This is a genomic window from Bacillus sp. AFS015802 (genome assembly GCF_002561455.1).
Classification (GTDB): Bacteria; Bacillota; Bacilli; order Bacillales; family Bacillaceae_B; genus Rossellomorea.
Map to the genome: position 1 here is coordinate 1 of NZ_NTUP01000008.1, position 20,844 is coordinate 20,844.

Below are 20,844 nucleotides of genomic sequence, written 5' to 3' on the forward strand. Positions count from 1 at the left end.
CGGGCCTGAGCGAGCCGCCTCCGCTTTTCGAATTGTCCAGCTCCGGCGGCTAGTCCCTCGAGGTCATAAGTCAAATCAACCAAAAAGGCAAAGGGCGCCTTTCCGGTTGATTCGCCTTATGCTTGTCGGGCCTGGGCAAGCCGCCTCCGCTTTTCTTGCATAACCTCCTGTTGTTAGGACAAATTATCCTAAAGGACATAATGTAAGGAGGGGCTGTAATGAGTATATTTATGATTGTGCTTGCCTTGATTGTATTGGCGATTGCGGGTTATTCACTTGTGTATACCTTTAGGATAGCGGGACAGGAGAAAAGGTTGAAGGGTGAGTATGATACGGATATTCCCGACGTTGTGAAGGAGCACTCTTATATTCGGAATCCTGTATTCCTGTCTATATTGATTGGAACCATACTGATTACATTATTCATAATCTATTGGTCCATTCGCTATTTGACATAATTAATCATAAGTGAAGGATGCTGTATGAACATCATGCAGCATCTTTTTTTGGTTAAATGTACCATCAGAAAACGTGTTTAACCGGCAGGAACAGGGGGAATTTTACAACCAAACCAAAAAATATGTCAGTCATTGTTGCGATTTAACGAAAAGATCGTAGCCCATCGACATTTTTCCGTTGCTACAATAATTTCATCTAGTGATTAAGGGAGGGAAAGCAAATGGAAAAGAAAAAGTTATGGCTATTATTTTTTATATTAGGTCTTGTTACAGCTGCTTGTGGACAAGTCAGTCAAACACAAGCATCGGAATTCAAAAAGGAAAATGCACTGAATCTTGTAGAAGATGCCTTTCGTACTCAAGTATCCTTGAGTGAAGAACCACAATCGAAGAAGCAGATAGAAGAAAAGCTGTCAAAGTATCTTACAGAGGGTCTTACAACAAGCTTCATGAGCGAAAATCTATATGAGGTAGATGGTGGGTACATTACATTTGGCTCTGATTTCGCCTCTCACTATGTTCCATTTTTTGATTATGATGAATCTACCAGGGTAAAATACATAGATGGTCATTGGTATGTTTGGGAGGAACGAAAGAATCAAGAAGACGGTCCGTTTTCAAGCACGAATGGTATTGAAGCTGTAGTGTTAAGTGAAGAAGAGGGTACATGGAAGGTTTCTTCCATCACGTACGATTTACCTGAAGACATTCAATCCCGATAAACAAGAAAAAAGTTGGTCCGGTTCCCGAGGCTTGAAAAGTACAGGGATATGGGCCAACTTTTTTAAATGTAAACCACCAAACACTTAAATGTGTAAAGCAGCTCTCAGGGCTTCCAAATTAAAGCCGGAAATGACCTCCGAGCCAATGGTTATCGTAGGGGTGGAAAAAGATTTCAAGTGGTTGATAAGATAGTGTCTCGCTTGTTCGTCTTCCTTTATATTGATTTCGTTATATTTTACAGCATGTTCTTTCAGAAACATCTTTACCACTTCACAGGGGGGGCATTCCGGTTGAGAATATAGAGTGACTTCCTTCATGATGTGTGATCTCCTTTTTGTAACTTTATGAAATAATCAACGATCCCCATTGCAGAAACGTTCATATCAAGCTCTAGTAATGAGAAGACAGGGTTAAGGGGATCGATCCCTTTTTGTACCAATTCATGCTTTGTAAGATCAAATAGTGCAGATGTGATGGTACTTACATTCTCCTTCATTGTAACATGGGATGAGTACATTTCCTCACTCTTTTTCATGAAAAGATCCAGCCATTTATCTACTTCTGAAAGGGCAAATGAAACTTCCTCCGTTACACCATAATGTCCAAAATATAACCGGTCGAGATGAAGGTTTCTGTACATCCGGATGGATTCCTTCATCTGTTTAGGATCAAATTGATTTGGGGAAGTGGATGGGAAATAAAAACGCTTCGACCCTATCGTATATTGAATCCCGCACGTATCACCGGTGAACATCCCGTTTGAAACGGAATCATGGATGCTCAGGTGGTGGTTGGCGTGTCCTGGTGTATGATAAAACGTTAACGTACAGGTATCCCCGATGCTTAAACTCTCTCCTTGTCCCATCACCAGGATGCGATCTTCAGGAATCGGGATAATCGGGTGGAACAGTTCATCGAATTTTTCTCCATATACGGCTTTGGCGCCTGAAATCAACCGGGAGGGATCGATTAAATGACGTTTGCCTTTCGGGTGCACAATGATCTCTGCATTGGGACACTCTTTAAGAAAAAGACCTGCACCTCCAGCATGATCAAGATGGATATGGGTTAAAATTATGTATTGAATATCTTCAGGATTAATGTTTAACTTAGAGAGACCTTTTTTTAGATGAGGTATAGAAGGACTGGCAGATGTTTCGATAATGGTCAGGGCCTCTTCGTTCAATATATAACTACCTGTGCGTTCCTTTAATGATAAATCCATTAGATCCACTAATGATATCCGGGAATCTATACGGTAAATACTCATCGAATCAATCCTTTCTTTGAAAGAAGATATTTATACCCTTTCATTATAAAGGAATTTTTGTAGAAAAAGGACAAAACATTAGATTTAACAGGATAGAATCTGGTACAATGCAAAAGCTATGACCAAGAATTAGATCAGGAAAGGAGAGAGTGAATATGTCTCAGCTTCTTGGAATTATACAGAGATTAAAATCATTACAAGAACAAGGTGAACAAGGGGAAACACAACAACGATTCTTCGAATACAATGGCAAGAAAATCTGTGAGGTCAAGTATCTGCCCAAGCAGGATACATTTGAAATCGAAGTCATGAATGAAAAAGGAAACAGCTTTCCTTTTGATAACATAGACATTACAGCGATAGAAATTTTTGAACTCCTACAAGAAGCACAACAGGATTGATGTATTCAAAAGGTAACCAATAGGTTATCTTTTTTAGTCTTCAAACCAAGCTCCAAAACATACATTTTCTTTTCAATATGTTAAAATGGAAAGTGTCCGTTTCTTAGGAATAAGATCGTCAAGAAAATTTTTATTTTTAAAAATGAGGGATTATACATGATTTCATTGAGTAGCAAGGAATTATTAGAAACGAATATTAAGGATTTCATTATTCCTTCTGAGAAGGTCGCTCATGTACAAGTAGGAAATTCCCTGGAACATGCGTTACTATTGCTCACAAAAAGTGGTTACTCAGCCATCCCTGTACTCGATCCGACGTTTCGTTTCCAGGGGTTGATCAGTTCAAGTTTAATAACCGATTCGATTCTGGGACTCGAACGCTTTGAGTTTGAAAAGCTGGAAGCAAAAAAGGTAGAGGAAGTCATGACGACGGATTTTCCGATTGTCTCCTTACAATCGGATTTCAAGAAAGCGTTGGAATTACTGGTCGACCACCCATTTTTATGCGTGGTGTCCGATGATGGCTATTTCGAAGGGATCATGACGAGGCGTGTTGTGTTAAAGCAGCTTCAACGACAGCTGTTCAAAAGGGACTAAACCCTTCATGGCAGTTACATAATAATCAACATCACAGGAGATGGCATCTTTGTCATCTTCTTTATTTTTCGTTCAAAAATATATAGGACGGCCTGTAAGTAGCGCCATCCTGTTCATCGCTTTCCTTTTCTTAGAAAAATAGGTTTTTACCCAGCTGAAGGATAAGTATGAATGTCAAAATGTTTAAAAGGATACGTAAATGTTTCAAAGAAAGCCTGGATGCGAGCCTGACTGCCAATTGAGCGCCCAAGAGCGCACCGAATGCAAAAGGAATGGCGACACTCCACTCGACGTGACCATTGTGAAAATAAACAGTGAATGCCCCTAAACAGCTGACAAAGGTTTGAAAACGGGTAAGGGCCACTGATTTTAAATAGGACTGTCCGTGAAATAAATGAGTATACATAAGCATGGTCGCCTGACCCGGTCCGAATAATCCGTCATACGTACTGATGAGGTACAGAAGCCCGAAAACCCTATAATGCTTCTGTTTATCTTCTTTAGGTTGAAACCCCTTGAGAAGACTTAATAACAGAGCAATGAGCAGGAAGAAAAAAGCCATCCATTCAAGCAGGGATGGCGGGATCTTATCTGATAGAAAGGCCCCCGACAGTCCCCCGGCCAAGGCGATGGGAAGAATCGGTAAACACTCCTTCCAGACAACTCTCCTGTCTTTGACTAAATAAATAAAGCTCGAAAACGAACTGATTATATTCGAAAATTTAGCCGTCGCGATGGCTGTATGAATGGGTAACCCCACAAGAAGCATCACGGGCATGCCGATCAGTCCACCGCTTCCTGCCAGCGTACCTATAAGAGCTACAATGAAACCAGTGAAAAATAATATGACTTCCATTGATCTACACCTCTTTTCCATCTACCCTCAGTGTATTCGATTTCCGCTAATAATGAAATTTTATATAATTTAAGATATAATATAAGAAAAACTTATGAAGGTGAAAGAAATGGCATTCTCTGAATATCAACTGTTACACGTACTTGCACAGGAAATGAATATGAGGAAAGCTGCTGAACGGTTATTCGTATCTCAGCCAGCTTTGTCCCAGAGACTCCAGACGATTGAAAAGGAGTGGGGAACGAAATTGTTTCTCAGGTCCCAGAAAGGCCTGTCACTGACTCCGGCCGGAGAGCTTGTCGTGAAGCTGGCTGATGAGATGCTTCAGAAGGAAGAAAGTGTAAAGGAACGCATACAGGCCCTTGAGTTCGAGGTGCACGGAACATTGAAGATTGCCTGTGCTTCCATCGTGGGTCAGAATTGGCTACCTAAAGTACTCAAACGGTTCGTCGAGACGTATCCACATGCCAAAATCTCTTTAATGACCGGATGGAGCAGTGAAATCCTCAAAGCCATCTATGAAGATGAAGTACATATCGGGATCATCAGGGGGACACCTGATTGGAAGGGACCAAAACATCATCTCTTCCAGGATACGCTGTACTTGGTGGATAGAGAAATTCAATCGATTGATGAAGTCATGAAAACGGATCGTCCCTTTATTCAATTTAAGAGTGACTCTAATTACTATCAGGAAATACAGGACTGGTGGCATCGTCAATTCCAGACAACCCCCAAGCGGACGATTGTGGTCGATCAAATTGAAACGTGTAAGCAGATGACCTTGAACGGGATCGGCTACGCGATTTTGCCGGCCATCACATTGGACGGCATGGAAGAGGATATATATAAAATTCCTTTAATCGATGAACATGATTCCCTCATACACAGGGATACATGGCTGCTCGGTTATGAGTCTGCCTTTCAATTAAGACAAGTGAGGGCATTTCTAGAAGTTGTAAACGAATTCATTCATGAAAACTCATAGGAATCACGTTTATGGGTTGTCTTCCACCCTTTAATTTGATAAAGTAATTCAAGAAACGAATTCTGAATTTATACATAATTACGGAGGGAATTCTTATGAAAATGATGGACGCAAACGAAATTATTTCTTTTATTCAAAATAGTACAAAATCAACACCTGTGAAGGTTTATGTTAAAGGGGATCTTGACGGGGTCGACTTCGGTTCATCCCAGAATTTCCTTCAAGGAAATTCCGGAGTGGTTTTCGGGGAGTGGAGTGAGCTTTCCGTTGTTCTTGAAGAAAATAAAGATAAAATCGAAGACTACGTGGTAGAAAATGACCGTCGCAATTCAGCCATCCCACTGCTGGATCTAAAAGGGGTCAAGGCACGCATCGAGCCGGGCGCCATCATCCGTGATCAAGTAGAGATCGGTGACAATGCGGTGATCATGATGGGGGCCATGATCAATATCGGTTCTGTAGTAGGTGCAGGAACGATGATCGATATGAACGTCGTGCTCGGTGGCCGCGCTACGGTAGGAAAGAATTGTCATATCGGTGCCGGTGCAGTGCTTGCCGGGGTCATTGAACCTCCATCTGCAAAACCGGTTGTCATTGAAGACGATGTAGTCATTGGCGCCAACGCCGTTGTCCTTGAAGGTGTAACGGTTGGAAAAGGGGCAGTTGTGGCAGCCGGGGCGATTGTCGTGGATGATGTGGCTCCGTACACGGTTGTAGCCGGTACCCCAGCTAAGAAATTGAAAGACATTGATGACAAAACAAAATCAAAAACGGAAATCAAACAGGAATTACGTCAACTGTAATTCATTGTGCAATAGATGACCTCTGAAAGAACGGGCGGCTGACGTCTGTTCTTTTCTTGTAGGTTCTCATTTTCATAATCCATCACTCTATTTTTCAATTAAGGAGGATTCCCATGTCTACAGTAGACTTTAAGTCGATCAGGAGAGATCTCCACCAAATACCGGAACTTGGGTTTCAAGAGTTTAAAACACAGGAATACTTACTGAATTATATGAAAAGCCTGCCTGCTGACCGATTAGAGATCAAACCTTGGAAGACGGGTCTTTTCGTCAAAGTTCATGGAACCAATCCTACAAGGACGATCGGGTACCGTGGGGATATTGATGGCCTGCCGATACAGGAAGAAACAGGATTGGATTTCCCTTCGTCACATGAAGGAAGGATGCATGCCTGCGGACATGATTTTCATATGTCGATAGAACTTGGGGTCCTTACCCATTTCGTTCATCACCCGATAGAAGATGATCTCCTGTTCATCTTTCAGCCCGCAGAGGAAGGACCAGGTGGGGCAGAGCCGATGCTTGCAAGTGATATCATGAAAGAATGGAAGCCGGATTGCATATTCGCCCTTCACATTGCCCCAGAGTATGAAGTAGGCACGGTTGCCGTTAAAGAGGGGCTCCTTTTTGCCAATACCTCCGAATTATTTATCGACTTTAAGGGAAAAGGCGGCCATGCCGCCTATCCCCATCATACCAGGGACATGATAGTCGCAGCCTCTTCCTTTGTCACACAAATGCAGTCGATCGTTTCCCGGAATGTCGATCCACTAGACAGTGCGGTCATCACTGTCGGGAAAATGGAAAGTGGAACGGTCCAGAATATCATTGCAGAAACAGCCAGATTGGAAGGGACCATCCGTACCCTGTCAGCACAGTCGATGGAGGGTGTAAAAAGGCGGCTGGAATCGTTGATCGAAGGAATGAAGATCAGCTATGAGTGTGAAATTGAAGTGAATTATGGCAGCATGTACCGCCAGGTCTTCAACGATCCCGCATGGACAAATCATTTTATGTCATTCCTGAAGGATACGAACCGGAACCTAATCATCTGTAAAGAGGCGATGACTGGGGAAGATTTTGGTTATATGCTTGAGGAAATACCCGGCTTTATGTTTTGGCTGGGAGTCGACTCCCCATATGGGCTTCATCATTCTAAACTCAATCCAGATGAAGAAGCCATTGACTTTGCCATTTCTCTCCTTACCGATTATATAAGTACTTTAAAATAGTTAGTCGCACATCACGGAAGCATACCTTTGGATGCCTTCCGTGATTTTTTTATGTGTAAAAGGCATTAAAGAAAATGAAATGTCATGACTTTCAAATTTCATCTTGAGAAAAAATGACATTAGTGTAAAATTACACTTAGAGTAGTTGGGTAATTAAGGGAAAAATAAAAAAAGAAACTTTTTCCTGTTCCGCTTCGTCTATGTTTTAGAGAGAAAGAGAATATGAGAAAGAAAGAGAAAGGGGAATGCAAGTGAATAGGTGGGGAAAAGCAATATTTGTTCTATTCCTGGGCTTGTTGATGTTTCTGTTCATGCAGGATACATCACTAGCACAAGGACAAATAAAAGTTTCAGTGGAAGAAGGGATCGACGGGAAAGTAAAGGAAGGTCGAGGCTTTCCTATTAAAGTGACGATAGAAAACACCGGTTCCGATTTTAAGGGGGACCTTTTGTTTGATTATGCCCCGTCTTATCAAACAGGTGGAGCGAGGGCACTGTCCATTGACGTTCCTCAGAATTCAGAGCGTACATACACATTTTCCATACCCGGGTTCAATGATGAAATTCGGCACAATGCAAGTCTTGAGACCATTCATCTGTTTGAAGGATCATGGAAAGATGGAAAAGAAGTGAAATTTAAAGGAGATAAACGATTAACACCTAATTTCATTTATAGCAATAATACAACGATCGGTTTATTAAGTGAAAATCCCGACCGCTTGAAGGGGATCAAAGGATCAACCATGGGGGGCAACCGTGTAGAGGCATTGACTCTCACCAAGGATACCTTCCCTGAGGAAAAGAGCGGACTGGAGATGCTTGATTATATCGTCATCGACCAATTCAACGTTTCAGGGCTCAGTCAGGATCAACAGCTGGTCCTAAAGAGCTGGGTGGACAATGGAGGGGTACTATTCATTGGGGCATCCCCTCATCTGGATGATACTCTTGGTCCTTTAGCCGGCATGGCCCCTATGACAGAACAGGAAGAAGTAACACTTTCCGATACTTCCTCCTTTAATGTGAAGAAAAGCATAAAGGCGTCTTTCAGCTCTTTATCAGTCTTTAAAGGAGAGGTGAAGCCCGATTCAGAAGTCATTGCCGTCCAAGGAGATATCCCTATGGTCGTAAAGAATGAAAGTGGGCTCGGTGAAGTATGGCAAACCTCCTTCTCATTGGGAGATCCCGCTTTGAACGGATGGGAACACTATGATGAATGGTTTGCATACATGCTAACGAAAACAGAATCCTCCTTTTTACTGGGGCAGAATAACGGTGATCAAAGCTTCCTGGAAAGGATTTATTATGAGGTCGCCGATAGTAATGAACTATTTCCATCAACCAATTTCAAAGTTAGTACATTAGTAATCATATTGATTGTTTACTTGATTGTCCTTGTCCCTCTCCTGTATTTCCTATTAAGGAAACTGGACAAACGGGAACAGGCATGGTGGATCATCCCTGCCATCTCGATCCTTGTTTCTTCAGGAATTTTCATCACAGGTGCGAAAGACAGGATTTCTAAGCCCCATTTAAATCAAATGAGCATCCTGAAGGTGGAGGATGATCAAAGCGTTCATGGCATTTCGGCATTTACAGCCCTTTCAAACACCGGTGGAGACTATGACTTTGTTTCCGACAAGAACCATTTGAAGCTTACACCGGCAAGGATGAGAAATAATCCAGGTGGTGGGAATCAGTATAAATTTGCCATCGAAGAATCTACAGGGGATAAACGGAAGATTACCTTCAGGGATGTAGAGTACTGGTCGACGAGAACCGTTTTGGGAACCAGTGAAAGAGAAGGAGTAGGGAATTTTTCCCCTGAATTAGTCCTCAAGGATAAAACGTTGACGGGCACGATTCAGAATGATTTCCCATACGATTTCACCGATGTATACATCTGGTCGGGATCACGCATCTATCGATTGGGGGAAGTGAAGGCAGGGGAAACCCTGACGATTGATAAGAAGCTATCGACGGATTATTTATCTTCCCCGATCGGGAATCCAAACATGTCAGCACCGTTTCCGAATCTACAAAATATAAAGCAGCAGAAAAAGGAACGTTTGGAAAACTTCGCATCACAAATGATTTCTGCGGATAACGAAAATAACTCACCGGTCATTTTCGGGTATACAGACGCAGAGATTTTCAAGATGAGCATCAAGAACAAAGAAACGAAATCTGAAAACTTCTCTTTGCTTTATCAGCACTTTCCTTCTCTTGGGAATTATAAAGGCGCCTTTACCCTCAGAAGCGAGCAGCTGGCACTTGATGTGAAACCAGTAAAGGGACAAATCATCGAGCATTATTCCCATAATGGGGCAGATGAAATGGGACTTGAGGATGGAACGTATGAAATGACCATTCAAATTCCAAAGCAAATCGATTTGTCAAAGGTCACTCTCCATTCGTTGAATATGACGCTCCACACAGGAGGGGTCCTTCAGTTCTCGTTAGTGGACCCTCACACGGAGGAGAAGGTGCTGTTAAATGAGACATCGGCCAACTCAATAGAAGTCAAAGAAGATTTGAACAAGTATATGAATGACTATGGGGAAATCGTATTTGAGTTTGAAAAACGCTCACAAGGCGATCCGTTTGTTCGTCTTCCTGCCATAGTATTGAAAGGAGAGGTTCAACCATGATCGAAATTCATAATTTATCTAAACGTTATGGATCATTCCTGGCGCTGGATGATCTGAATCTATCCATTGAAAAAGGAACCGTATTTGGGTTTGTCGGTCAAAATGGAGCAGGGAAATCGACCACATTTTCCATCCTCGCCACACTTCTCGCCCCTACGGCGGGAACAGCTACAGTCAATGGATACAATATTAGTAAAGAACCGAAGATGGTCCGTAGACAAATCGGCTATATGCCCGATTTCTTCGGTGTGTATGATCAATTGAAAGCAGAGGAGTACCTGGACTTCTACGGAGCCAGCTATAAGATTCCCACTGATCAAAGAAAGAAGCTCATACCTCAGCTTCTGGAACTTGTGAACCTTTCTCATAAAAAGGATTCGTATGTGGACCTTCTTTCCAGGGGGATGAAGCAGCGTCTATGTCTAGCCAGATGCCTCATACACGATCCGGAGGTACTGATACTCGATGAACCTGCTTCCGGACTGGATCCGAGGGCAAGAATCGAGATGAGGGAAATTCTAAAGGAATTGAAGAAAATGGGGAAAACCATATTGATTTCGTCCCATATCCTACCTGAGCTTGCAGAAATGTGCGATGAAATCGGAGTCATCGATAATGGAAGGCTTGTGGCCCATGGTTCTGTATCGGATATCCAATTTCAACTTCAGGCTGATAAGCTGATCGTAGTGAAAGTAAGAGGCTTGGTTGAAAGCGCTGTGGCGTTTTTTGAAGATGATCCTTTCGTTACGAAGATCCAGGTGAATGAAGAAAACAGAACTCTTCAATTCCTTTATAAGGGTGAAGAAACCGAGCAAACCGAATTGCTGAAAAAAGCCGTCCTGAATGATATTCCCATCTTGAGTTTCAAAGAAACCGAAACGAATTTAGAGGATGTCTTTATGGAAATCACGAAAGGAGTGACCCTTTCATGAAACAATTACTCATTAATCCGATGTTAAATAAAGAATTCAAGCTTCGCTTCCGATCGTTCAAAGCGTTTATCGGGATGTTATGCTACCTGCTTGCCGTAGGGATTGTGGTGATCGGCTTCATCTATATGCAGACCAGATTTTCAAATACAGGCTATTTTCGCCCTGAAGAGAGCCGGGTGATGTTTATGATCCTCTCATTCTTGCAGCTTGCTCTCGTATTATTCATAACCCCTGGTTTAACTGGGGGCGTGATCAGCGGAGAAAGGGAGAAACAAACCTTAAGCATGCTGTTGACGACAGAACAAAGCTCCATGAGCATCATCCTGAGTAAGCTTGTTTCATCCGTTTCTTATTTACTTTTGCTGGTGATATCAAGCTTGCCTCTATACAGCTTTGTTTTCTTATTCGGTGGCGTATCTCCTTCAGATTTACTCACTGTGTTCGGTTACAGTTTATTTCTCGTCTTTACATTCGGTTCAATAGGGGTGTTTTATTCAACGGTCATAAGGAAAACGATCGTTTCAATGGTCACAACCTATGCAACGGTTCTATTTCTGGTAGGGGGGACGTTGTTTCTTTTTATGCTTTCCATGGCAATCGGAAACGGTCCTTATCAGAACCAGACCACTCCAGTACCCTATCTGATTGCTATGTTCAACCCTGCCATTGTCATCATGGGGCACTTTGAACCGATGGCGATCGATGAAATCTATACACGCAGCGGGATCAAGTTCCCACTGTGGATCTCGTTCCTGAGTATATACACGTTACTTGCAGTGCTTGCCCTGTTCCTAAGTATCATGAAATTAAGACCAAGCATGAAAGTGAAGAGCACAAAATAAAGGGTGAGAAGATGGAATCGCAACAATTTCTTCAACTACTGAAACAAATAAGAAAAAAATTGTTGATCAGCCAATTAGGGTATGCCATCCAGCTCCTGCTTGTTTATGCAGGAGCCTTTGCTCTATTCATCACAACATTGGCTTCGATCATTGCCATCCCTTATTGGGATAGGTTTTTATGGATCGGTGTCACCTTCCTATTTATCAGCGGTGGAGTGGTGTCTTATCAAAGAAGGGCTACCTTGAAGGATAGTGCCCGGTTCTTTGACCGGTTCATCGAGGACAATCACGTCACCGCCGCATATAGCAGCCTTTACAGTGAACATGCATTGTCTCCATTGGTCATCCGTGATGCCCTGGGGAAAATGATAGATGCCATCCCTGAGATCAAGCGGTATCGAAAGAGGATCATTCAGCCCCGGTCGTTGATATTCACCACTGTGCTCGTTCTTTTATGCCTGCTGATTTTCACTCAACGTGATGTCACATTTCAAGAAGCAAAACGAATGGAAAAGGATAAGGAGATCATAGCGGAGTCGACTAAAAGAATAAGCAACCAGGCGAAAAAGAAAGAGAATGCGGCGATTAAAGAAAGATTGTTAAAGGAAAATGAAAAGCTCAAGAAAAAGAAGCTGGCAAGAGAGCGTTATGAAGAAATAACCAAAAAAGTGAAGGAACTCGATCTTCAAAAGAAGACGATGGAAAAACAACTCGCTAAGCTTCGGGAAGTGAAGAAAGAGCTTGGTCGCTTAAACTTACCCGATATCAATACCGCCATTCAACATACTGACAGTAAAAAGCTACAGCAGGTGTTCAATCAATTGTCGGAACTACAGAAAAACAAGATGATCAATACGTTGAAAAGTCAAGATATCACCTCTATGGAAGAATTAAAAGAGCTGCTGAAGGAAGCCGAAAAAGCTGAACAAGTTCAGCAACTGGCTGCACTTCAGGAGGAGATGCAGCAGGAAGCAGAAATCTTACAGGAAGCCATGGGGAAGAGCGGTTTGCAAGATCCCGGGTCATCTCTTCAACATACGGCATCGAATCAAAATGGTGCAGCTTCTTCCAAGCAGCCGAACAGCCATTCGAAAGAAAATGATAAGACTGCACCTACTAAAAAAGGTGGTCAGGGAAGCGGTACACAAAGCTCAACAGGACAAAATGGAAAAGGAGCCGGTGCCGGTTCAGGAAGCGGAAACGGCAGCAGCGGGAATGGCAGTGGAAGCGGCAGCGGAGCTGGAAACGGTGCAGGCCGTGGTCAGGGGTCCCGTGAAATGCTTTCGGTTCCTGAAAAAACAGGAGGGGAAAGTCGTGTAGAACTTGATTCGGGGAAATTGGGCGAAGGAAAACAGGGAGACCAGTTCAAGGCAAATGGACCGGTTCAAAAAGGATCCCTTAGGCCGTATGAAGAAGTGTATCAAGAGTACTATTCCTCGTACCGGAGCGGGAAGGATCGAGCTACCATCCCGAAAGATTTAGAGCATATCATCGAATCGTATTTTAGTGAAATTGATCCAGGAGAGTGAAGTGGATGGATATAGAAGTAAAGGAACAACAGTTCAAGGAGGCCTCTAAAAGAATCGCGGAGGTAAAGGAAGAGGTTCAGAGGTTCATCGTCGGACAAGGGGATATAGTAGAGGCTGTGCTTTGGACCATCCTGGCGGGAGGACATACTCTGCTGGAAGGGCTGCCAGGGGTAGGGAAAACAATGCTCGTACGCTCTCTTTCCGAGGTGATGGATCTTAGCTTTTCCCGCATCCAATTCACACCCGACCTGATGCCTACAGATATAACTGGCACAATGGTCATGAAACAAGCCCGTGATGATCAACATCCTTTTGTCTTTCATGAAGGTCCATTGTTTCATCACCTGGTATTGGCGGATGAGATCAACCGTTCAACGCCCAAAACCCAAAGTGCCTTGCTCGAGGCGATGGCCGAGCGTACGGTGACGGTGGTAGGAGAAACGATGACGTTGGAGAAGCCGTTTTTTGTCCTGGCAACTCAGAATCCGATTGACCTTGAAGGGACGTATCCTCTCCCGGAAGCACAGGTTGATCGTTTCATGAGTAAATTACTCGTTTCCTATCCTTCGAAACAAGAGTTGAAACAGATCATCAAGAGGACAACGGGAACCGACGCCGTCTTTCTTGAGAAAAAGCTGAGTCATACGGAGCTTTTGAGCATTCAGGCGCTTGTGAAAGAAATCATCGTGACAGAAGAAATGATTGACTTTGCCATCGACCTCATTGACGCGACTCACCCCTCTGGTGACGATACCACCTTAGGAATCAAACAATTTGTCGAGTATGGGAGTGGTCCCAGAGGACTTCAGAACATCATCCTGATGGCAAAAGCCCGAGCGTTGACACTGGGAAGATACCATGTATCAACAGGAGATATCAAAAAGGTGGCCCCTCTCGTTCTGAGACACCGGATCATCCTGAACTTTGAAGGAGAAGCCATGAATGTGAAAACCGATGATCTTATCCATGAATTAATCGATTTTGTTCAAAAGGGTGTTCAACGTTGAACTTTCACAGCCAGTTTTTAGCTCAGTTAAAAAGGCACAGGATCAGTGGGGGAAGATTGAGGATGGGACACCATAAGGGAGCGCGCCTGGCAAGCTATCAAGGCAGTTCCCTTGAATTCTCTGATTACCAACTGTATGAAATTGGTGACGATGTCAGGCAGATCGATTGGAATGTGTATGCCAGAACGGAAAAAGTTTATGTTAAAAGGTATTTGGATGAGAGGGAATGTAAGATTCATATTTACCTTGATTGCACCAACTCCATGATAACCGGAGATAGAAAGTGGAAAAGAGCGAGAGAGTTGGCCGGAGCCCTTTCCTTCTTAGCCCTGTCGAATGACGACCGGCTCACCCTCCACTGCGTCGGAGCTCAAAAGAGTTTCATGAAAAAAGGTTCCCGGGACGCAAAAGGCATTCTCTTTGATATCGGGCAGCTTTCGCCTGAAAGTGGAGGGGGCACCTCATTTTTTGGAGAAATGATAAAAGGCGTCCGGGATAAGAGCTCAGTAACCTTTATCATTTCGGACGGCCTCGAACCCATTTCAGGTATTGAGGATGCCCTTAAAAAGCTGTCTCTAAAAAAAGAAATGACCTATTTTATTCAACTGCTGGACGAGGAAGAGCTTTCACCATCGTCCCAGGGTGATGTGAAATTGATTGATAGTGAAAACCGTCGGGAAGTGGACGTATCATTGAACCCGGATTTGGTGGCCAAGTATCAGGAACGCTTAATGGGACACAACGCAATGGTCGAATCGTTGTGCAAAAAGTGGGGATTCGGCTATGTCCGAACAACCTGCCTTACATCATTGAACGAAGTGTTTTTTAAGAAATTCAAAGAAAATGGATGGATCCGCTGAGGTGATGGTATGGGAATAGGAAATCCGACCTTTTTTTTCTTTTCTTTTTTTATAGCAGCCGTTATACTTATGTACTTTTTTCGGAAGCGATACCGGGATCACATTGTGCCTTCTAATTTATTATGGGAAGAGGTGATGAAAGAATGGCAAGCATCACCATGGTTTCATCGATTACAGAAAAATCTCCTGCTTCTCCTGCAGGTGCTCATTCTGCTCTTCTTGATGCTCGCCCTGGTGAAGCCGTATACCCTCGATGAATTGGCGGAGAAAGATCATGTCATCATTTTATTGGATACCTCTGCATCGATGAATGCCTCAGTGACAGGGGTATCCCATTTGGAACTGGCGAAAAAAGACATTCAATCATTGATAAAAGAAAGTGATGGGGACATCACCCTCTTAGGAGTGGGGAATTCCATCTCCACCGTCGTTTCAGAAGAATCGAACGATCAAGCGGTGTTCAAGAAGTTGGAAACGATGCAAGTAACAAACGATCATGAGGAGATGAAGAAAGCTCTTCGCCTCGGTGAAGCACTTGGGAAGGGGTCCAAATCCATCATTCACGTCTATTCTGACTCGTTAAAAAAAGCCGATTTCACAAATGAGATTATACATACACCAATTCAGGTACATAACCTCATACAAGATCCTCGAAATGTTTCCCTTACAAGCTTCGGGGTGGAACAAGTGGGGTCTTTATACAAGGGAGTCGCCGTAATCGAAAATCAAAGCCATGAATTACAGACCGGGATGATCACCATTTACGATGAAAACAAAGAAGTAACGTCTAAGCGGCTCACAATCGATGCCGGGAAGGAAGCCGTTATTCCACTTGATGAATTACCGCAAGGTCCCGTACTTAAGGCGAAGATTGACTTTCAGGATGATTACAGTGGAGATGACGTGCTTACCAGTGTTCAGGCCACGTCAAAACCGGCCATCCAAGTGATTGGGGAAATCAATCCTTTCATATTAAAGGGATTTCAATCACTTGGCGTGAATATGAAGACTGTCGAAGAGGATCAGGTGAAAACGGGTGATGAAATCATCGTGACCACAAATGAGAAGTGGAGAGAGCTATCCGTCACCAATCCTGCCATGATCATACCTGGACAATCCGGAAAGTCCACGGTCCTTACAACCGGCATTGAAGTGAAAGGAGACGACCCGCTTTTAAAGCATGTCGACTTAGAAAAAGTGTATGTGGAAAAAGCGGGTACCATTGAAATGAAAGACTTGGATTCAACCGCTCACAGTGGTTCCGTACCGATTATACAGAAGGGTGAACAAAAAGGGGCAAAAATGGTGGTCCTGAACTTCCACATGAAGGACACGGATTTCCCCCTTCACCCGGGATTTCCGATCTTTCTTCACAATGCCTATCAGTACTTATCAGAAGATCAAGGATTCATCGGGTATTTTCAGCCGGGAGAAGAAAGGTCTGTCCCACTTTCCACAGGGAAATGGGACATATACTCAAGTGACGATGAATTTATTAAAGAATGGGACCAGGGGGATTGGTTTAAAGCTCCGCATATCCCCGGAGTATATCAAGCAGTACAAGGAAATGTGATGAAATACTTTAGCGTCGTACTTGACGACAGAGAAAAACAGCCCGGCGGCGAGTCGTTTTCTTTGAAACCAACGGACGAAAAGGGGGAGGAGGGGGGAGAAACCATTCCACAAACCCTGTCTTTCTGGTTTCTCCTGTTGGCGATACTGATCTTATTTATAGAGTGGGAGGTATACAGACGTGGGAATCGAGTTTGAAGAAGTTCTCTGGCTTTTGCTCCTGATTCCACTTGGATTCGTTCTCTTTCTCTATGCAAAACAGGGAATGGAAAGGAAAGAAAGGATAACCATTCTCGTCCTAAGAGGGTGGGCCATGATCCTATTGATCCTGGCCCTTGCCACTCCGTCTCTCGTTTTTCCTGAAAAGGCTAAGCCGGTCATCTTTTTAGCGGATCGTTCAGCTTCGGTTTCGATTCAGGAGGACCATATTCTTGATTTGATCAACCAAGGTGCTGCTACCAAGAATGATCGGGACCGATACGGGATTGTTTCATTTGGTGAGAACGCGGAAATTGAACAGACGGTTGCTGGTGAGATGGAGGATGCGGAGCAGTTTGCAGGAGAAATCAAGGAGGGGAATACAAACCTTGAGGAAGGATTGGAATACTCATCGAATCTTCTTTCGAATGGAGGGAGGATTATCGCCGTGACCGACGGGAAGGAAACGATGGGGACAGGGGAAGATGTCATTCCTTTATTAAAGGGGAAGAAGATCGAGGTTGACTGGGTGCCCCTTGAATCCGATACGAAGGAAGACGTAGCCGTAGTGAATGTATCTGCGCCCTCTATCCAATATGAAGGAGAAGAAACAACCATCACGGTCAATACGTATAGCACGACACAAAAAGAGGTAGAAATGCGCATCGCACTGAATGATCAAGTGATCATAAAGAAAGACCTTCAGGTGCAGGAAGGCGACAATGAGTTTCAGTTCCGGCATGAAGTAGGTGAATCAGGCTTGCTGGTATATAAGGCAGAAGTGTTTTCTAAGGGAGATAAAAGTCCAGAAAACAATTCACTCTACCATCTGGCACGCTCGGAAGGACCCGCGAAAGTCCTGCTGGTGGAAAACGCATCCGGTGAAAGTGCATTAACACCATTACTAAACGCTGCCGGGTTTACCGTCGATGTCTATAAGCCGGAACAATTGCCGGGGAAGCTGACATCCTATCTGCAATATCAAAGCATCCTGTTTGATAATGTAGCTGCCACCACCATCCCTGAGGAAAAAATGCTTCTAATGGAAAAAAGTGTGAAAGAATTCGGGAGAGGATTCATTATGTTCGGAGGAAGTGACAGCTTTGCCCTTGGGGGATACTTTAAAACACCGATCGAACGATTACTCCCCGTGGATATGGAAGTGAAAGGGAAGAAGGAATTACCGTCCCTGGGCCTTGTGATCGTCCTCGACCGTTCAGGCAGTATGAATGGCCAAAAGATCGCCCTGGCAAAAGAAGCTGCTGCAAGGACGGTCTCTCTCCTAAGGGACAAAGATACATTGGGAGTCATTGCCTTCGATGACCGTCCATGGGAAATCGTCAAGACCAAGCCTCTCACGAATCGAAAAAAAGTTGAAGAGCAGATCCGTTCGATTTCTTCAGGGGGTGGGACAGAAATCTTCACCTCCTTACAACAGGCGTATGCGAGTCTTGAGAATCTCCCTCTGAAGAGAAAGCATATCGTCCTTCTGACAGACGGGCAATCAGCCACGACGGAGAGTTACCAGACGCTTGTGGAAGACGGCCATGATAAACAAATCACTTTATCGACCGTTTCAATCGGAGAAGGTGCGGACAGGAAACTGCTGAACGATTTGTCTCTGTGGGGGAAAGGCAGATTCTATGATGTCAACGATGCCAGTGTGATACCGAGCATCTTAACGAGGGAGACCGTGATCACGACCAGAACCTATATAGAAGATCAACCGTTTTATCCAAGCTTCCAATCTTCCGAATGGTCCAGCTTGTTTAAAAACGGGGCTCCCCAGATGAATGCTTATATTGCGACCTCCCTGAAAGGGTCTGCCCGGATGGAAATGGAGAGCGGAAAGAAAGATCCTGTCCTGGCTACCTGGAGGTACGGCCTAGGAAGGTCGTTTGCTTTTACGTCGGATACGAGTGGGAAATGGACGGGTGATTTTGCGCGGTGGGAAGGCTGGCCGAAGTTCGTGAATGAGCTTGTTACCCGTTCGTTTCCTGACATCCGGTCCAATCCATTTTCCATCGATATGAAGGAAGGCGGCGAAAATACACGATTAAAGCTGTCATCTTCCGAGGGAAACGTATCGCCGCTTGAGGTGTCGGTCCTGTCTGAAGAAGGAGAAACGATCCCTGCAACGACCAGGATAAAGGCACCGGGGGACTATGAGGTTGTATTTGAAGATCGTTTAGCACCCGGTCTGTACAATATGACTATTTCCAATAAGGGAGAGGAGGCTGGAAGCTCATTTCAGACAGGCTTCTCAGTCCCTTATTCCAAAGAATATTCTTTCAAGGGGGGAGTCCAGTCACTGGACACAATCGTAGAGGAAACGGGTGGAAGGAAATCTTCTTCCACGAAAGAAGCATTCAGGGAGCTAATGACCCCATCTTTTAAAGAACAGTCCATTCAAAGCATGCTGATCATCACAGGCTTCCTATTATTCTATAGTGAGATTTTCATAAGGAGATTCGGGCTTGGCCCATTAAAGAAAGTGTATGACCTGGCTAAACCCCGCAAGACTTCAAGTGTGGTGAAGGAGAAGACAAATGTTGAAAAGCTTGGCAGAAAAATTGAAAGAGAACGGCGGGAGGATGAGTGGAAGAAAACTGACAGTATGACCTCGTCTGAAGTGACCCATGATAAAAAGCAACCTGTGAAGAAAGTGAAGCCGGAGAAAGCAGCACCTGTGTCAAATGGGGATGACGAACGACTGAAACGGCTGATTGAAGCCAAAAAGAGAAGAGATAAATAAAAAGAGAAGGCGATTGCCTTCTCTTTCAACTTTCATCAGTCTTCTTTTTTCTCAATGTAAACCTGATGAGGATAAGGTATTTCGATTCCATTTTGATCGAGAGCTTCTTTCAGTGCCTTTCGAAGCTTTCTTTCCACTCCCCATTGCTCCATGTTTTTCGTTTTGCATAATACCCGGAGAACAACATCGGAGGCACCAAGTGTCTGAACGCCCAGCACATTTGGACCATCGACAATATTATCATCTTCCCTGGCAATCGTATCGCATACCTGCTGAAGCACGACCATTGCCTTATCGATGTCATCGTCATATGAAATCCCGATATCGACAAGTGCTCTCATGTTTCCACGGGAATGGTTGCTGACACTCGTAATTTCCCTGTTCGGAACATAATGAAGGGTTCCATCGAATCCGCGGATATGCGTCGTCCGTAAACCGACCTCTTCCACGATTCCAGAGAAGCTCCCCGTCGACACATAATCACCGACGTCAACTTGCTTCTCAAGAAGAATGAAGAATCCTGTAACGACATCGCTTACCAGCCCTTGCGCACCGAACCCGACGGCCAGTCCGACAATCCCTGCCCCGGCAAGGATCGCCGTTACCTCTATACCGAAGATTTGTAGAATCGTAACGAAGAAAACGAATATCAGGATATAACCGACTATGTTCTTGGAAAGACCCTGTAATGTCTGCGCACGTCCCTCAGACACATCGTTCCTTTTTCGATACTTGTCAAAGATCCTTTCGATCACTTTGTTGGCTGCTCCCTTTACAATGATAAAAGCGATCCAAATCGCCAGGATTTGCAAGGCACCTATTCCGATCGTCACTAAAAGACCGCCCCAATTAAAATTGGAAAGTCGATCACTTAAAGCGGTAAGACCAAATATGTATTCCAAACCAAAACATCCTTTCCTATTAAATGATGACCATTATAGTATACACAATACTCCATGGGTTATGTCAAAGGAGACCTCCCTTTAAAGCATATTGATATATTCCCAAGGTAAGCAGATGATAACCTTTTATCCGATGTTAATTCCTCGATGGAGAGAGTAGATTCCTGCTGAATAGGGAAAAACAAATAAGGGATGATTCAATTACATTATAATGATTATAATGTTATATTTAGTATAATTGACTAATAAAACCCAATCCTATATAATG

The 20,844-nt window shown here is 43.9% G+C and carries 19 protein-coding genes; 15 read left to right on the top strand and 4 right to left on the bottom strand.

Annotated elements, in window-relative coordinates:
• Positions 1–218: 218 nt before the first annotated feature.
• Together CN378_RS05080 and CN378_RS05085 are read left to right on the top strand one after the other, a co-directional pair.
• Entirely contained in the window at positions 219–458 is a 240-nt protein-coding gene (locus tag CN378_RS05080; RefSeq protein ID WP_257141018.1) for a hypothetical protein, read from the top strand.
• A gap of 221 nt (positions 459–679) precedes the next feature.
• A complete protein-coding gene (locus CN378_RS05085) occupies positions 680–1,180 on the top strand; it encodes a DUF3993 domain-containing protein (RefSeq protein ID WP_098350852.1) in 501 nt (166 codons plus the stop codon).
• Between the two features lie 84 nt (positions 1,181–1,264).
• Here CN378_RS05085 and CN378_RS05090 read toward each other — a convergent pair whose 3' ends face one another.
• Both CN378_RS05090 and CN378_RS05095 read right to left on the bottom strand, forming a co-directional pair.
• Positions 1,265–1,498 (bottom strand): glutaredoxin family protein, encoded by a 234-nt coding sequence (locus tag CN378_RS05090; protein WP_098350853.1) that lies wholly within the window; start codon positions 1,496–1,498, stop codon positions 1,265–1,267.
• Positions 1,495–2,451, bottom strand: coding sequence for an MBL fold metallo-hydrolase (locus CN378_RS05095; RefSeq protein ID WP_098350854.1), 957 nt, complete (start codon positions 2,449–2,451; stop codon positions 1,495–1,497). The genes CN378_RS05090 and CN378_RS05095 overlap by 4 nt, the downstream gene beginning before the upstream one ends.
• 155 nt (positions 2,452–2,606) lie before the next feature.
• On the opposite strand from CN378_RS05095, the gene CN378_RS05100 reads away from it, so the two are divergent.
• Positions 2,607–2,852, top strand: coding sequence for a YkuJ family protein (locus tag CN378_RS05100; RefSeq protein WP_034756109.1), 246 nt, complete (start codon positions 2,607–2,609; stop codon positions 2,850–2,852).
• Positions 2,853–3,008: 156 nt separating this feature from the next.
• Positions 3,009–3,449 (top strand): cyclic-di-AMP-binding protein CbpB, encoded by a 441-nt coding sequence (gene cbpB / locus CN378_RS05105; RefSeq protein ID WP_098350855.1) that lies wholly within the window; start codon positions 3,009–3,011, stop codon positions 3,447–3,449.
• Between the two features lie 130 nt (positions 3,450–3,579).
• Here cbpB and CN378_RS05110 read toward each other — a convergent pair whose 3' ends face one another.
• The gene (locus CN378_RS05110) at positions 3,580–4,305 is read right to left on the bottom strand and encodes a sulfite exporter TauE/SafE family protein (protein WP_098350856.1); all 726 of its coding nucleotides are present in this window, start codon (positions 4,303–4,305) and stop codon (positions 3,580–3,582) included.
• A 109-nt stretch (positions 4,306–4,414) separates the two neighbouring features.
• Between CN378_RS05110 and CN378_RS05115 the strand changes: the two genes are divergently transcribed.
• The 11 genes from CN378_RS05115 (at position 4,415) to CN378_RS05165 (ending at position 19,674) form a co-directional block, all read left to right on the top strand.
• Positions 4,415–5,293, top strand: coding sequence for a transcriptional regulator CcpC (locus tag CN378_RS05115; RefSeq protein ID WP_098350981.1), 879 nt, complete (start codon positions 4,415–4,417; stop codon positions 5,291–5,293).
• Between the two features lie 95 nt (positions 5,294–5,388).
• Positions 5,389–6,096: a 2,3,4,5-tetrahydropyridine-2,6-dicarboxylate N-acetyltransferase gene (gene dapD, locus CN378_RS05120; protein WP_098350857.1), complete on the top strand. Its 708-nt coding sequence runs from the start codon at positions 5,389–5,391 to the stop codon at positions 6,094–6,096.
• A 113-nt stretch (positions 6,097–6,209) separates the two neighbouring features.
• Complete coding sequence (locus tag CN378_RS05125; protein ID WP_098350858.1) at positions 6,210–7,328, top strand: N-acetyldiaminopimelate deacetylase; 1,119 nt, start codon at positions 6,210–6,212, stop codon at positions 7,326–7,328.
• A 251-nt stretch (positions 7,329–7,579) separates the two neighbouring features.
• Positions 7,580–9,979, top strand: coding sequence for a hypothetical protein (locus CN378_RS05130; protein ID WP_142323578.1), 2,400 nt, complete (start codon positions 7,580–7,582; stop codon positions 9,977–9,979).
• On the top strand, positions 9,976–10,911 hold the full coding sequence (locus tag CN378_RS05135) for an ABC transporter ATP-binding protein (protein ID WP_098350860.1): 936 nt from the start codon (positions 9,976–9,978) through the stop codon (positions 10,909–10,911). Before CN378_RS05130 ends, CN378_RS05135 begins: the two co-directional genes overlap by 4 nt.
• On the top strand, positions 10,908–11,753 hold the full coding sequence (locus CN378_RS05140) for an ABC transporter permease (protein WP_098350861.1): 846 nt from the start codon (positions 10,908–10,910) through the stop codon (positions 11,751–11,753). The genes CN378_RS05135 and CN378_RS05140 overlap by 4 nt, the downstream gene beginning before the upstream one ends.
• Positions 11,754–11,764: 11 nt before the next feature.
• On the top strand, positions 11,765–13,282 hold the full coding sequence (locus CN378_RS05145) for a hypothetical protein (RefSeq protein WP_098350862.1): 1,518 nt from the start codon (positions 11,765–11,767) through the stop codon (positions 13,280–13,282).
• Positions 13,283–13,287: 5 nt separating this feature from the next.
• The gene (locus tag CN378_RS05150) at positions 13,288–14,289 is read left to right on the top strand and encodes an AAA family ATPase (protein ID WP_098350863.1); all 1,002 of its coding nucleotides are present in this window, start codon (positions 13,288–13,290) and stop codon (positions 14,287–14,289) included.
• Positions 14,290–14,351: 62 nt separating this feature from the next.
• Entirely contained in the window at positions 14,352–15,149 is a 798-nt protein-coding gene (locus CN378_RS05155) for a DUF58 domain-containing protein (RefSeq protein WP_098350864.1), read from the top strand.
• Between the two features lie 9 nt (positions 15,150–15,158).
• The gene (locus CN378_RS05160) at positions 15,159–16,919 is read left to right on the top strand and encodes a vWA domain-containing protein (RefSeq protein ID WP_098350865.1); all 1,761 of its coding nucleotides are present in this window, start codon (positions 15,159–15,161) and stop codon (positions 16,917–16,919) included.
• Positions 16,903–19,674 (top strand): vWA domain-containing protein, encoded by a 2,772-nt coding sequence (locus CN378_RS05165; protein ID WP_098350866.1) that lies wholly within the window; start codon positions 16,903–16,905, stop codon positions 19,672–19,674. Before CN378_RS05160 ends, CN378_RS05165 begins: the two co-directional genes overlap by 17 nt.
• A gap of 35 nt (positions 19,675–19,709) precedes the next feature.
• On the opposite strand, the gene CN378_RS05170 is transcribed toward CN378_RS05165, so the two are convergent.
• Positions 19,710–20,576, bottom strand: coding sequence for a mechanosensitive ion channel family protein (locus tag CN378_RS05170; RefSeq protein ID WP_098350867.1), 867 nt, complete (start codon positions 20,574–20,576; stop codon positions 19,710–19,712).
• Positions 20,577–20,844 lie beyond the last annotated feature (268 nt).

Bases quoted from the DNA above. Each gene is read 5' to 3' on its own strand.
- CN378_RS05095 (WP_098350854.1), bottom strand. From the start codon at position 2,451: ATGAGTATTTACCGTATAGATTCCCGGATATCATTAGTGGATCTAATG.
- CN378_RS05100 (WP_034756109.1), top strand. From the start codon at position 2,607: ATGTCTCAGCTTCTTGGAATTATACAGAGATTAAAATCATTACAAGAA.
- CN378_RS05085 (WP_098350852.1), top strand. From the start codon at position 680: ATGGAAAAGAAAAAGTTATGGCTATTATTTTTTATATTAGGTCTTGTT.
- CN378_RS05135 (WP_098350860.1), top strand. From the start codon at position 9,976: ATGATCGAAATTCATAATTTATCTAAACGTTATGGATCATTCCTGGCG.
- CN378_RS05160 (WP_098350865.1), top strand. From the start codon at position 15,159: ATGGGAATAGGAAATCCGACCTTTTTTTTCTTTTCTTTTTTTATAGCA.
- CN378_RS05110 (WP_098350856.1), bottom strand. From the start codon at position 4,305: ATGGAAGTCATATTATTTTTCACTGGTTTCATTGTAGCTCTTATAGGT.
- CN378_RS05125 (WP_098350858.1), top strand. From the start codon at position 6,210: ATGTCTACAGTAGACTTTAAGTCGATCAGGAGAGATCTCCACCAAATA.
- dapD (WP_098350857.1), top strand. From the start codon at position 5,389: ATGAAAATGATGGACGCAAACGAAATTATTTCTTTTATTCAAAATAGT.
- cbpB (WP_098350855.1), top strand. From the start codon at position 3,009: ATGATTTCATTGAGTAGCAAGGAATTATTAGAAACGAATATTAAGGAT.
- CN378_RS05115 (WP_098350981.1), top strand. From the start codon at position 4,415: ATGGCATTCTCTGAATATCAACTGTTACACGTACTTGCACAGGAAATG.
- CN378_RS05080 (WP_257141018.1), top strand. From the start codon at position 219: ATGAGTATATTTATGATTGTGCTTGCCTTGATTGTATTGGCGATTGCG.
- CN378_RS05155 (WP_098350864.1), top strand. From the start codon at position 14,352: ATGGGACACCATAAGGGAGCGCGCCTGGCAAGCTATCAAGGCAGTTCC.
- CN378_RS05145 (WP_098350862.1), top strand. From the start codon at position 11,765: ATGGAATCGCAACAATTTCTTCAACTACTGAAACAAATAAGAAAAAAA.
- CN378_RS05090 (WP_098350853.1), bottom strand. From the start codon at position 1,498: ATGAAGGAAGTCACTCTATATTCTCAACCGGAATGCCCCCCCTGTGAA.
- CN378_RS05140 (WP_098350861.1), top strand. From the start codon at position 10,908: ATGAAACAATTACTCATTAATCCGATGTTAAATAAAGAATTCAAGCTT.
- CN378_RS05150 (WP_098350863.1), top strand. From the start codon at position 13,288: ATGGATATAGAAGTAAAGGAACAACAGTTCAAGGAGGCCTCTAAAAGA.